At 70.1% G+C, this 12,358-nt stretch carries 11 protein-coding genes and 1 pseudogene; 5 read left to right on the top strand and 7 right to left on the bottom strand.

Going from position 1 to position 12,358, the window contains the following annotated elements; all coding sequences use genetic code 11:
• Positions 1 to 320 precede the first annotated feature (320 nt).
• The 5 genes from pqqB to pqqA form a co-directional block, all read right to left on the bottom strand.
• Positions 321 to 1,211 (bottom strand): pyrroloquinoline quinone biosynthesis protein PqqB, encoded by an 891-nt coding sequence (gene pqqB, locus ACFWX1_RS46780; protein ID WP_378396398.1) that lies wholly within the window; start codon positions 1,209 to 1,211, stop codon positions 321 to 323.
• Positions 1,208 to 2,293, bottom strand: coding sequence for a pyrroloquinoline quinone biosynthesis protein PqqE (gene pqqE, locus ACFWX1_RS46775; RefSeq protein WP_378396399.1), 1,086 nt, complete (start codon positions 2,291 to 2,293; stop codon positions 1,208 to 1,210). The genes pqqB and pqqE overlap by 4 nt, the downstream gene beginning before the upstream one ends.
• On the bottom strand, positions 2,290 to 2,562 hold the full coding sequence (gene pqqD / locus ACFWX1_RS46770; RefSeq protein WP_378396397.1) for a pyrroloquinoline quinone biosynthesis peptide chaperone PqqD: 273 nt from the start codon (positions 2,560 to 2,562) through the stop codon (positions 2,290 to 2,292). The genes pqqE and pqqD overlap by 4 nt, the downstream gene beginning before the upstream one ends.
• Before the next feature lies 1 nt (position 2,563).
• Complete coding sequence (gene pqqC / locus ACFWX1_RS46765) at positions 2,564 to 3,256, bottom strand: pyrroloquinoline-quinone synthase PqqC (RefSeq protein WP_378396396.1); 693 nt, start codon at positions 3,254 to 3,256, stop codon at positions 2,564 to 2,566.
• A gap of 73 nt (positions 3,257 to 3,329) precedes the next feature.
• The gene (gene pqqA, locus ACFWX1_RS46760; RefSeq protein WP_345399451.1) at positions 3,330 to 3,422 is read right to left on the bottom strand and encodes a pyrroloquinoline quinone precursor peptide PqqA; all 93 of its coding nucleotides are present in this window, start codon (positions 3,420 to 3,422) and stop codon (positions 3,330 to 3,332) included.
• Positions 3,423 to 3,746: 324 nt separating this feature from the next.
• Here pqqA and ACFWX1_RS46755 point away from each other — a divergent pair, with 324 nt between their 5' ends.
• The gene (locus ACFWX1_RS46755; protein ID WP_378396395.1) at positions 3,747 to 4,742 is read left to right on the top strand and encodes a PQQ-dependent sugar dehydrogenase; all 996 of its coding nucleotides are present in this window, start codon (positions 3,747 to 3,749) and stop codon (positions 4,740 to 4,742) included.
• Between the two features lie 73 nt (positions 4,743 to 4,815).
• On the opposite strand, the gene ACFWX1_RS46750 is transcribed toward ACFWX1_RS46755, so the two are convergent.
• Complete coding sequence (locus ACFWX1_RS46750) at positions 4,816 to 5,385, bottom strand: TetR/AcrR family transcriptional regulator (protein WP_378325007.1); 570 nt, start codon at positions 5,383 to 5,385, stop codon at positions 4,816 to 4,818.
• 56 nt (positions 5,386 to 5,441) lie between these two features.
• Between ACFWX1_RS46750 and ACFWX1_RS46745 the strand changes: the two genes are divergently transcribed.
• Positions 5,442 to 6,623, top strand: a complete 1,182-nt coding sequence (locus ACFWX1_RS46745) for an MFS transporter (protein ID WP_378396394.1) — start codon at positions 5,442 to 5,444, stop codon at positions 6,621 to 6,623.
• A 29-nt stretch (positions 6,624 to 6,652) separates the two neighbouring features.
• Here ACFWX1_RS46745 and ACFWX1_RS46740 read toward each other — a convergent pair whose 3' ends face one another.
• Complete coding sequence (locus ACFWX1_RS46740; RefSeq protein ID WP_378396393.1) at positions 6,653 to 8,023, bottom strand: wax ester/triacylglycerol synthase family O-acyltransferase; 1,371 nt, start codon at positions 8,021 to 8,023, stop codon at positions 6,653 to 6,655.
• 87 nt (positions 8,024 to 8,110) lie between these two features.
• Between ACFWX1_RS46740 and ACFWX1_RS46735 the strand changes: the two are divergent.
• From ACFWX1_RS46735 to ACFWX1_RS46725, 3 genes and pseudogenes are all read left to right on the top strand, one after another.
• Positions 8,111 to 9,200, top strand: a pseudogene (locus ACFWX1_RS46735) (glutathione S-transferase family protein).
• A gap of 57 nt (positions 9,201 to 9,257) precedes the next feature.
• Positions 9,258 to 10,892, top strand: coding sequence for a thiamine pyrophosphate-binding protein (locus ACFWX1_RS46730; RefSeq protein ID WP_378396392.1), 1,635 nt, complete (start codon positions 9,258 to 9,260; stop codon positions 10,890 to 10,892).
• A 68-nt stretch (positions 10,893 to 10,960) separates the two neighbouring features.
• Positions 10,961 to 12,229 carry an aspartate aminotransferase family protein gene (locus ACFWX1_RS46725; RefSeq protein ID WP_378396391.1) on the top strand — a complete coding sequence of 423 codons (1,269 nt, stop codon included), beginning with the start codon at positions 10,961 to 10,963 and terminating at the stop codon, positions 12,227 to 12,229.
• Positions 12,230 to 12,358 lie beyond the last annotated feature (129 nt).

The following is a 12,358-nucleotide window of genomic DNA, read 5'->3' as shown; positions in this document are numbered from 1 at the left end:
GGGTGTGGTGGCTACGGCTCGTTACTGTTGTTTAAGGGTGGGACAGGGGGGGTGCGCGACATCGGGCGATGCTGGCGGAGTCCGAGGGACGCCCTGGGCGCATCCACCGCACCCAGGGACGCCCCCGGTGCACCCAACGCACCCAGGGACGCCCTCGTCACATCCCCCAACCAGCGCACCGAAGCCGTCCTAGAGCACGTCCGGAAGCTCCGCGGCTGAGCGCCCCAATGTGGCATTGGGTGCGTTGGACGCACCGAATGCCACATTGGGTGCGTTGAGCGCACCGAACGCCACATTGGGGCGCATGAGCCGCGCCGGGGTCAGAGGGTGAATTCGGTGCCGTCGCCGGGGAGTTCGGCGCCGCCGGCGAGTACCGCGGCGTGTTCGGCGGAGGCGGGGTCCAGGACCGGGTTGGTGTTGTTCAGGTGCGTGAAGGCCCAGCGCGTGCCCGGATGAGCGGCGCGGCGGCGGGCGATCCGCGCGAGGCCGCCCGTGGGGCCGGCGATGGGGAGGTGGCCCATCGCGAGCTGCGCGCCGTCGCCGACCTGTGCCCGTGTCGCACCCGACATCTCGTCCGGCGCGTAGAAGGTGCCGTCCAGCAGGACCAGGTCCGCGCCGTCGGTCAGCTCGTCGAAGCCGTCCGGCCAGCCACGCAGGCAGGGCGCGTAAACGAACACACCGCCCGTCGCCGGATCCTCGACCCGGTAGGCCGCCACCCATGGTCCGTCCTCAGTGGACGACCGGGCGTACTTCGGGCGTTTGTCACTCACCGGAAGGGCACGCACCACGAGGCTGTCGAGCTTGATGTCCGAAGTGGACGACCAGTCCCAGCCGCCGTAGCCGTCGATGATCGACCGCGCCGGGAAATGCCGGGACAGCGCGTGCAGCACGGAGTCCGGTGCCCACACCGGCAATCCGCCTGCCTCGCGCAGCATCAGCAGACCCAGCGAGTGGTCCAACTCGGCGTCGGTGAGCAGTACCCCACGCAGCGGGATTTCGCGAGGCCCCGGCCCGGCACGCAACGCCGCCGTCGCCAGAATCTGCGCGCGGATGTCGGGGGAGGCGTTGAGCAGGTACCAGCCCCGGCCGTCGGCGCTGATCGCGACGCAGTCCTGCGTACGCGGCGTCGCACCGGACTTGCACAGGCGGCACGCACAGTTCCACTGCGGGAACCCGCCGCCCGCCGCGGTCCCGAGCAGGATGACCTTCATCGCGTGGTCACCGTGCGCATCACCAGTTCCGGCGCCGCGACGGGTGGTGGAGCTGCCAGGATCACGTCGACGACGTCGCGGTGCGGCGAGCGCGAGCACACCGGGTCGGTCGCGGCCGCGTCGCCGGTGAGCAGGAACGCCTGGCAGCGGCAGCCGCCGAAGTCGACCGAGCGCCGATCGCACGTCCGGCACGGTTCGCTCATCCAGTTTTCGCCGCGGTAGGCGTTGAAGGAGGACGACTCGTACCAGATTTCCTTGAGCGGCTTTTCCTTGACGTTGTCCAGTTCCAGCGTCGTGATCGCGGTGGCCGCCGGGCACGGCAGCACGGTGCCGTCCGGCGCGACGGTGAGCTGACGCGCGCCCCAGCCGTACATGCACGGCTTCGGGTACGGCTCGTAGTAGTCGGCGACGACGTACACGATCTCCATGGTCCCGCGTAGCCGTTCGGTGGCCTCACGGACGATCGGCTCGGCGGCGGCGAGCTGTTCGCGGGTCGGCATCAGCGCGTCGCGGTTGCGCAGCGCCCAGCCGTAGTACTGCGTGTTCGCCAGCTCGAGCCGGTCCGCGCCCATGCGCTCGGCGAGCGCGATCATTTCCGCCAGCTGATCGTGATTTCGCCGGTGCAGCACGATGTTCACGGTGAGTGGGAGATCGGCCTTCCGGATCAGCTCGGCGACGGCGAGCTTGCGGTCGTGTGCCCGCGCCCCGGCCAGCAGGTTCGCCCGCTCGGCGGTAGCGGCCTGCACGGACAGCTGGATGTGCGCGATACCGCGCTCGGCGAGGCCGGCGAGCCGGTCCTCGGTCAGGCCGAGCCCGGACGTCACGAGGTTGACGTAGCAGCCCAGCCCGGCCGCGTGTTCGACGAGTTCCGGCAGATCGGGCCGGGCCAGCGGTTCGCCGCCCGACATGTGCACCTGCAGCACCCCGAGCTCCCGTGCCTGCGAGAGCACCGACAGCCAGTCCTGTGTGGACAGTTCGGCCTCGCGGCCGGCCAGCTCGACGGGATTGGAACAGTACGGGCAGTGCAGCGGGCAGCGGTGGGTCAGCTCGGCCAGCATGCCGAGCGGGGGTTGCGCGTTCACTGCCATCGGATGATCCGCCGATCTTCCAGCCGCGTCAGGACGTCGATGATGTCCTGTTCGCGGACGCCGGAATAACGTGTGCCCAGCGCCTGTGCGATCGCCGAAATCGTCCGGCCACCATCGCACAGTTCGAGTACCGCGGCGGCGGTCGGATTCGGCACCAGCACTCCCTCGGGGAACAACAGCACGTGGGTTTCCCGCGTGTGGTCGTAGGTCAGCCGGACGCCGCGGCGCAGTTCCGGGACCGAGCCGGTGCCGATGGTCGTCATCTCACTCCTTCGCCGCGGCGCCCGCGATCGCGTCGAGCATCGACCACAGGACGTCGCATTTGAACGACAGCGCCGCGATCGCCTTGTCCTGCTGCTCCCGGGTCACGCAGTGCTGGATCACGATGTCGAGGGTCGCCTTTCCCTCGCCCGAAACCGCGTCGATGCGATTGGTGAAGTAGGCGAGGTCTTCGCGCGCGATCCACGCGTAATTGGCGAGCATGTCCGCGACGCGGCGTTGCATGAGGTGCCCGGCGAACATCTCGGTCAGCCCGGAGGCGATGGCCTCGACCCACGGTTTCGTGCGCGCGAACGTCACATAGGCGTCGACGGCGAACCGGACACCGGGCGCGACATGCCGCTGGTCGAGTACTTCTTCGCGGCTGAGCCCGACCGCGGTGCACAACCGGAGCCAGCGCTCGATACCGCCCTCGCCCGCCTCGCTTCCGTCGTGGTAGACGATGCGATCCAGCCACTGGCGGCGGATTTCCGGCACCGGGCAGTTGCTGATGATCGCCGCGTCCTTCTGCGGCAGCATGCACTGGTAGTACCACCGGTTGGCGGCCCAGGTCTTCAGCTCGTGTTCGGTGAGCTCGCCCGCGTGCATCCGGTGGTGGAACGGGTGTGTTCCCCAGTAACGCGGGGCGAGGCCGCGGAGCGCGGCGTCGAACTCTTCGGGACTCAGAAGCGGGGACATACGCGGCCTCCGGCGGCTCGGTGCTGGTGGGAGCCCGCCGGTGGCGCGGTCGGGCACCACCGGCGGGAACGGCTCATTCCATCCGGGCCGCGTAGGCGGTGACCTCCATCGGGGTCTCGTACTCGACGAAGTCCGGAGTGGTCCATACCTCTGTGGTTTCGATCATCTGCAACTCCTCGGATCGGTGAAGGGTGCACCGCCGGACGTCCGCCCGGGACGACCGGGTCGAGCACCCGCCACAGTAGGAGCGGGGGACAGTGCGTCGCCAGGTCTGTTCCCACGGGGCGGGTACCGTTCCTCCCGATGGCGGATAGCGCCGCCCCGGATGATCACTCGCGGAGTTCCGGCCCGGGGCTTGAAAGCGCTTTCGCCACCCGTCCAGTGGTGTCCGCCCGACTACCTGGTGTGTTTCTATCCCACTTCGCGGATGTCCCCCGAGCATCCGATCCGCCGTCCGAGCTACCCGGGGTGCAGCTATCAGGAGGCGTAAATGTCGTTGTGTCGCAAGCTCACCGTCCCGGTCATCGGTGCCGTGGCGGCCGCCGCTGCCGCTTTCGGTGTTGCGGGGCCCGCCGCCGCGGACGGTGTCTCGGCCCAGGCGATCAAGCAGGTCGCCAGTGGTCTGGACGAGGCGTGGTCGGTGGATTTCCTGCCGGATGGCACCGCCCTGTTCACCCAGAAGGACGCCAAGAAGATCAGCAGGATCGACAAATCCGGCAAGGTCAGCGATGTCCAGACCATTCCCGGTGTCAGCGTGACCAAGGAGGCCGGCCTGCTCGGGCTGGCCGTGTCGCCGAAGTACGCGCAGGACCAGACCGTGTTCATCTACTACACGACCGCCTCGGACAACCGGGTCGCGAAACTCAAGCTCGGGCAGCCGCCGACGCCGGTGCTCACCGGGATCCCGCGCGGAACGCAGTTCCACCAGGGCGGCCGGATCAAGTTCGGCCCGGACGGCTTCCTCTACGTCGGCACCGGTGACGCGAAGAACGGGGACAACGCGCAGAACAAGGACTCGCTCGGTGGCAAGATCCTGCGGATCACCCCGGACGGCAAGGCCGCGCCCGGTAACCCGTTCGGCAGCCCGGTCTACTCCTATGGGCACCGTAACGTGCAGGGCCTGACCTGGGTCGGAAACCAGCTCTACGCCTCGGAAATCGGCGACAGCAAGGTCGACGAGCTGAACAAGATCGAGCCGGGCAAGAACTACGGCTGGCCGAAATGCGAGGGAAAATGCGGTGTCGCGGGGATGACCAACCCGGTCAACCAGTGGCCGACCTCGGAGGCGACGCCGAGCGGGATCGCCTCCTACAAGGGCAAGCTGTACATGGCCGCGCTCAAGGGTGGTACGTACAAATTGGACACCGCGGGTAGGGGCGGCAAGGTCTATACCAACCTCGGCCGCACCCGCGACGAGGTCGCCGGTCCCGACGGCCGGCTGTGGGTCGTCACGCCGGGCGGTATCTACACCGCCGACGGGAACTAGGGCTTCCGAACGGATCGGCGGCGGTGCCGAGATCATCGGGCGCCGTCGCCGATCGCCTCGGGAACGTCTCCGGCTACCCCGCGGACGGCAGCTGGGCGCGAAGCAGCGTCGCGGCGGCCGCGCGGGCGTCGGCTCCGGCCCCGAGGTCACGGTCGATCGTGGTCACCACACTCGCCCCTTCGATGAGCAGAAGGAGTTGCCGGGCAAGGGGAATCGGGTCCTCGACGCCGGTCTCGCGGATCCTTTCCTCGAGGAGTGCGCGATAACGCGCGAGGTGACGTCTGGCGATCGCGGCGATCGCCGGTGCCGCACGGGTGTCGGTGACGGTGTTGACGACGGTGCAGCCGCCGTAGCCGGGCTGGGCGAACCAGTCGAGCAGCAGATCGAACACCGAAAGCACGCGCGGCGGGCCGGCGGGCGCGCCGGCGGTTTCGCGGATCAGCCAGGCGTGGATGCGGTCGCTGTGCTCGGCGAGCATCGCCTCGACGAGCCGTTCCTTGGATTCGAAATAGCGGTACAGGCTCAGCTTCGACGCCGCCGCGCGCGCCGCGATCTCGTTGACGCCCACCGCGTGGACGCCCTTTTCGTAGAACAGTCCGGCCGCGGTTTCGAGGATCCGCTCCCGGGTCGCCTCCTGGGTCACGGAACACACAGTACCACTCTGTACTTTTGACAGTACCGATCTGTACTGTGCAGCTCATGACTGATGCCGGAGTTCCGCTGCGGCGGTTGTGGACGGGTGTGCTGTGCGGCTATCTCGCCCTCGGGGCGACGTTGCAGGAGTTGCCGGGGTATGTCGTGGCGAAGTACGGCTCCGGCCCGGCGACCGAGGGCCTGCTGGTCGGGGTCGCCTTCGCGGCGGCGGCGTGCACACGGCCGTTCGCGGGGCGGGCGGGCGACGCCGGGCGGGCACGGTCGGTGGTGCTGGCCGGTGGCGTGCTGACCTCGGTGGCGGCGGCGGGGCACCTGCTCGCGCCGGATGCCGGGATCCTGCTCGTCGCGCGGCTGCTGATGGGGATCGGCGAGGGGATGGTGTTCTCGGCGAGCCTGCCATGGGTTCTCGCGGCCACGCCCGCGGATCGGCGTGGGCGGGTGTCCGGCTGGTTCGGCCTGTCGATGTGGGGCGGGCTCACGCTGGGGCCGCTGCTCGCGGTGGTCCTGCACGGCATCGGCGGAGCGCGATCGGTGTGGGCGGCGGTGATCGCGCTGCCGATCGTGTCGGCGGTGCTGGCCGCGACGACCCGGCGCCCGCCACCGCCCGGGGAGCCGGTGCCGGTCCGGCCGCGGTCGTGGCGGGAGATCCTGCCGCGCGGGGCCGGGCTTCCCGGCCTGTGCCTTGGCATGGCGGCCTACGGCTACGGCAGCCTGACCGCGCTGCTCGTGTTGTACCTTGGCGACGGGGTCGGCGGGCAGGATCTCGGGCTCGCGGTGTTCGCGATCGCGTTCCTGCTCACCCGGACGTTCGGCAGTCCGATGGTCGACCGCTACGGCGGTGCGGCGGTGGCGCGGATCGTGCTGCTCGTCGAATGCGCCGGGCTGACGCTGCTCGCCACCGTGCCCACCGAGTTCTTCGCCCTGCTGGGCGCCGCGCTCACCGGCGTCGGCATCGGCACGGTTTTCCCCGCGACGACGGCGATGACGTTGCAGCGCACCGGTGCGATCCGGCCGGGTACCGCGGTCGGATCGATCACTTCCCTGTGGGACTTGGGAATTCTCGCCGCGGGCCCGATCGGCGGAGTGGTCGCCGCGCACTTCGGGTACCGCCCGGCGTTCGCGCTCGCGGCCGGTGTCGCGATCGTCGCTTGTGGACTGACCTTCGTACTCGTACGTGATGCGAAGGCTGTCGATATCCCGCCGGTGGCCGCTCGAAGCCGCTCCTGAGCTGTCCTATAAGTGGCCTGCCTGCTGAATCACGCGGCCACCACGGCGGTTTCCAGTTCGGCCAGGGCCGTGTCCAGGTGGACGAGGATGCGCTGCAGATGCGGGACGCTGCGGCGGCAGCCGGTGATGCCGAAGTCGAGGTTGTCGCCGTTGCTGGTCAGGGTGATGTTCAGGGCCTGGCCGTCGAGCAGCACCGACGCCGGGTAGATGCCGTCGAGTTGCGCGCCGTTCCAGTACATCTGCTTACGCGGGCCGGGGACGTTCGAGATCACCAGATTGAACGGCGGGCGCGTGTTCTCCACGACGCCGGGCAGCGGTGAGGCACCGAGCGCGGCGACGTTGATGCCGGACAGCGCCAGGGTCTGGAGTGGTGACAGCTCGGAGAACAGCCGCTTGCCGTTGCGCATCGAGGCGTGGATCGCGGCCAGCCGATGGGCGGGGTCGGGCTGGTCGGTGGCCAGGTTGCACAGCAGCGCGCCGATGTTGTTGCCGGCGGCGTCGCCGCTGTCTTCCTTGCGCCGCAAGGAAACCGGGACCATCGCGATCAGCGGGGCGTCCGGCAGCGCGCGTTGTTCGATGAGGTAGTCGCGCAGCGCGCCCGAGCACATCGCGAGCACGACGTCGTTGCGGGACACCCCGGCGGCGGTCGCGATGGCGCGGACCCGGTCCAGTGACCACGACTGCGCGGCGAACCGGCGGGCGCCGCCGATGGGCACGTTGAGCATCGTTTTCGGCGCCTGCAACGGCAGCGTCAGCGTGTGCTCCTGGAAGGCTTCGCGCGCGACCTTCACCGCAGCCGGGGCGATACCCGCGAGCTGGTTGAGCGTGGCGCTCGCGGTGCGCAGGAACGACGCGGGCGCCTTGCCGTTGCGGGTCCCGTTGGTGTTCCGGGTGCCCCACGGCGGCGGGCAGGCGAGGTCGTCCGGCGAGTCGCTGAGCGTGTTCTGCAGCTGCCGCAGCGCCGAAACGCCGTCCATCAGCGCGTGGTGGACCTTGGTGTACATCGCGAACCGGCCGTCGGCGAGGCCCTCGACGAGGTGGGATTCCCACAGGGGACGGTGGCGGTCGAGCAGCGTGCTGTGCCAGCGCGACGTCAGCTCCAGCAGCTCACGGATCCGGCCCGGTCCCGGCAGCGCGGAGTGCCGGAAGTGGTAGTCGAGTTCGAGATCGGTGTCGGTGGACCAGGCGACGTGACCCAGCGTGTTCACCGGCCGCGTCGGGCGGCGGCGGAACACCGTGCGCATGTTCTCGTCCTCGAGCAGGTTCGCCCGGAGCTCGCGCAGGTACTCGGGCCCGGCGCCGTCGGGTTTGCGGAACAGGCTGAGACCGCCGACGTGCATCGGATGTTCGCGCGTCTCGATCAGAAGGAACATCGAGTCGGTCACGGGCATCATCGGCATGCCGACCACCTTCCCTCGCGGTACCCCGGGAGGGCGAGTGTACGCACACCGGCGCCGATCGGGCAGATTCGATCTAGGCTGGCAGGCATGACCATCCCGACCGATCCGAAGACGGGCGAGTTCCGCCGCTCCGCCAACCATTTCGACGCGCGCGTGACGGCTGATGGCCGCGACGGCTGGCCGGTCGAGGCGGGCCGGTACCGGCTGGTGGTCAGCCGCGCCTGCCCGTGGGCGAGCCGAGGGCTGATCACGCGCCGGCTGCTCGGGCTGGAGGAAGCGCTCTCCGTGGCGGTGGCCGACCCGATCCAGGACGAGAAGAGCTGGCGCTTCACCCTCGACCCGGACGATCGCGACCCGGTACTCGGCATCCGCTACCTCGCCGAGGCCTACCACGCCGCCGACCCGCACTACATGGGCGGCATCAGCGTGCCCGCGCTCGTCGACGTGCCGAGCGGGAAGCTGGTGAGCAACGACTATCCGCAGATCACCCTCGACCTCGCCACCGAATGGACCGGCCTGCACCGGCCCGGCGCGCCCGAGCTGTACCCGGAGCGGCTGCGCGCGGAGATCGACGAGGTCAACGACGGCGTGTTCAAGGATGTGAACGCGGCGGTGTACCAGGCGGGGTTCGCGAGCAAGCAGGCCGCGTACGAGGACGCCTACACGCGGCTTTTCGCCCGGCTGGACGAGCTTTCCGCACGGCTGGAACGGCAGCGGTATCTCGTCGGTGACACGATCACCGAAGCGGACATCCGGCTTTTCACCACGCTCGTGCGTTTCGACGCGGTGTATCACGGTCATTTACCAAGGAGGCCGGAAGTAAGCCGACCGGGAAGGCCGGCGGACCCGCGAACCGCTTACTTTCGGCCGGATTGGTATCTACCGGCACAGCAAGTGCAATCGGAACAAGCTGACCGAAATGCCGGTTCTCTGGGCTTACGCGCGCGATTTGTTCCAGACCCCCGGATTCGGGGACACGGTCGATTTCGACCACATCAAAAGGCATTACCACGCGGTGCACGAGCAGGTGAACCCGACGCGGATCGTCCCGCTCGGGCCCGATCTTTCCGGCTGGACGACCCCGCACGGGCGGGAGGCGCTCGGCGGGCGTCCCTTCGGCGACGGCACTCCGCCGGGTCCGCCGCCTGCCGGCGAATTCGCCGGTCCTCGCTGGTGACGGTCATGACACTGGGTGGTGTTGCCGCTGCGTTCGGCCATCTGGCAGCATGCCAGGGTGGGTGATCGGACCGGAGCACAACATGTCGCGGACGCCCTGACCGCCCTGGGCACCGAAGTCGCGTTCGGACTTCCCGGGGTACACAACCTTCCGCTGTGGGAAGCGCTCGCGCACACCGGGATCCGGCTGATCGGTGTCCGGCACGAGCAGACGGCCGGGTACGCGGCCGACGGTTACGCGCGGGCCACCGGCAAACTCGGCGTCGCGCTCGTCACCACCGGGCCCGGCGCGGCCAACACGCTCGGCGCCGTCGGCGAGGCGATGGCTTCGGCGGCACCGGTCCTGGTCATCGCGACCGACATCCCCTCGACGCTGCGGCGGCCCGGCGTGGTCCGCGGGGTGCTGCACGAGACGTCGGATCAGCAGGCGATGTTCGCGCCGGTGACCAAGGCCGGGTTCACCGTGCGCGCCGCCGACCAGATCGGCACCACGCTGCACCGCGCGGCGCGGCTGGCGCTGCAGCCGCAGAGCGGCCCGGTCTACCTCGGCATCCCGACCGACTTCCTCCGCGAGACCGCACCGCGGCGCGAACCGCCGTCGCCGCCGATGGCGCCACGCATCGACATCTCCGAGTTGAGCGCGGCCGAGGCACTGCTGTCCGGCGCGAAACGGCCGCTGATCTGGGCCGGTGGCGGCGCGCTGCGCTCCGGGGCGGGCGAGGTGATCGGCAGGCTGGCCGAGCGGCTCTGCGCGCCGGTGCTCACCACGTTCGCCGCACGCGGCCTGCTTCCGCCCGAACATCCTTGCCTGGCACCGAATCCGGTGCACACCCCGGAGGTCGGCGAGCTGTGGGACGCCGCGGACGTCGTGCTCGCCGTCGGCACCGATTTCGACGGCCTGATGACGCAGAACTGGCTCATGCCGAAGCCGCGGAAGCTGATCGCGGTCAACGTCGACGCCGAGGACGCGGCGAAGAACTACCCGCCCGATCTCATGCTGATCGGCGATGCCCGCGAGGTCGTCGAGGTGATCGACGTCCCGAAGCGGCCGGGGCTGGAAGACCTGACCACGCGGCTCACCGGGATCGGCCGCCGGGTACGGCGGCGGATCCGCCAGGAGGAGCCGCAGGCGGCGGACTTTCTGTCCACTTTGGAGGAAGTGCTGCCCTCGGACGCGGTGGTGGTCTCGGACATGTGCGTCGCGGGCTACTGGCTCGGCGGCTTCCACCGGTTCCGCGAGCCGCGCCGGTTCGCCTACCCGATGGGCTGGGGCACCCTCGGGTATGGGTTCCCGGCGTCGCTCGGCACGGCCGCGGCGGGTGGCGGACGCGCGATCTGCGTCAGCGGCGACGGCGGTTTTCTTTACGGCGTCGGGGATCTGTCGACGCTGGCCGCGGAACAGCTGCCGGTGACGGTCATCCTGGTCGACGACGACGGCTACGGCATGCTGCGCTACGACCAGGAGCGGGCGGGCCTGCCGTATCGCGGTGTCGACTGGGACAGCCCGGATTTCGTCGGCCTGGCCCGGTCGTTCGGCGTGCACGCGGAACGGGTGTCCGGGTTCGGGCGCGCGTTCCGGCGGCAGCTCGGCGAGTTCGTCAAGGCGGACGAGCCGAACGTGCTGGTCGTCCGCGCGCGGCTCGCGCCGCCGATCAACACCTCCCCGCGCTGGTACCGCCGCGAGGATCGCTGAGGTCCTCCCGGGTTCGCGTCCTGCCGTCATCCGGGACAGGATGGAGGGCGAGAACCGAGGAGGCGAGAATGAGCTCAGCACGGCAGACGAATCCGTTGTGGCATCCGTTCGCGGACATGGGCGCGGTCGACGGGGACCGCTGCGTCATCACCCGCGGCGAGGGATCCTACGTCTGGGACGAGGACGGCAAGCGGTACTTCGACGCGACGGCGTCCCTGTGGTACGCCAACTTCGGCCACGGGCGCGAGGAGATCACGCGGGCCGTCGCCGATCAGCTCGCCACGCTCGACTCGTACAACCTGTTCGGTTACTACGCCAACAAACCGGCGCTGGAGCTGGCCGAGCGGGTGTCCGCGCTGGCCCCGACGCCCGGCTCGAAGGTGTTCCTCGGTTCGGGTGGCGGTGACGTCGTGGACACCGCCGTCAAGATCGCCCGCTCGTACTTCGCGCACACCGGGCGGCCGGAGAAGGTCCACGTGATCGGGCGGGTGCAGGGCTACCACGGCACGCACGGGTTCGGCACCGCGGCGGGCGGGATCGCGGTGAACGCCGAGGGCTTCGGGCCGCAGCCGCCCGAGTTCTCGCACATTCCGTACGACAGCGCCGACGCGCTGGAGGCGGAGATCCAGCGCGTCGGCGCCGAGCGGGTCGCCGCGTTCTTCTGCGAACCGGTGATCGGCGCCGGGGGCGTGCTGCTCCCGCCGGACGGCTACATCGAGGCGGTCGCCGAGATCTGCCGCCGCCACGACGTGCTGTTCGTCGCCGACTGCGTGATCGCCGCGTTCGGGCGGCTCGGCACCTGGTTCGGCATCGACCGGTGGCCGGTGAAGCCCGATCTGATCACCACCGCGAAGGGCATCACCGGCGGGACGATCCCGCTCGGCGCGCTGATCGTGGCGCCGCGGGTCGCCGAACCGTTCTTCACCGGCGCCCCCGGCGCCCCGATGCTGCGGCACGGCGCGACGTACGCCGGGCACCCGGTGGCGTGCGCGGCGGCGAACGCCACTCTCGATCTCTACGAACGCGACGGTCTGATCCCGCGCGGCCGCGAGCTGGAGAAACCCCTGGCGGACGCGCTCTCCGGCCTCAGCTCGCATTCGCTCGTCGGCGAGGTGCGGGCCGGGCTCGGCTTCCTCGCCGCGGTGGAGCTTCGCGCGGACGTGCTCTCGGGTGACCCCGGTGCTCCCGGCCGGTTGCAGCGGCTCTGCCGTGAGGAGGGCGTGCTGGTGCGGCCGGTCGGCAAGGGCGTCGTGGTGTCGCCGCCGCTGATCGCGGCCGAACCGGAGCTGGACCTGCTGGCCTCGGCGCTGCCGCGGGCACTGGACCGCCTGGCCTGAGCCGCGGGCTCGGCTGGTGTCCTCAGTGGACGGTGGGGGGTCGGTCGTGCCGTGAACGACGCGTTCGCGACGGTGAACGGGGCGCACCCGCGCGGGGGGTCGCGGGCCGGAGGCGCGGGGGGGGTTAAA

The sequence above is a fragment of the Amycolatopsis sp. NPDC059021 genome (assembly GCF_042739895.1).
In the GTDB taxonomy this organism is placed as follows: domain Bacteria; phylum Actinomycetota; class Actinomycetes; order Mycobacteriales; family Pseudonocardiaceae; genus Amycolatopsis.
This window is presented reverse-complemented; position numbering and strand designations above follow the sequence as displayed.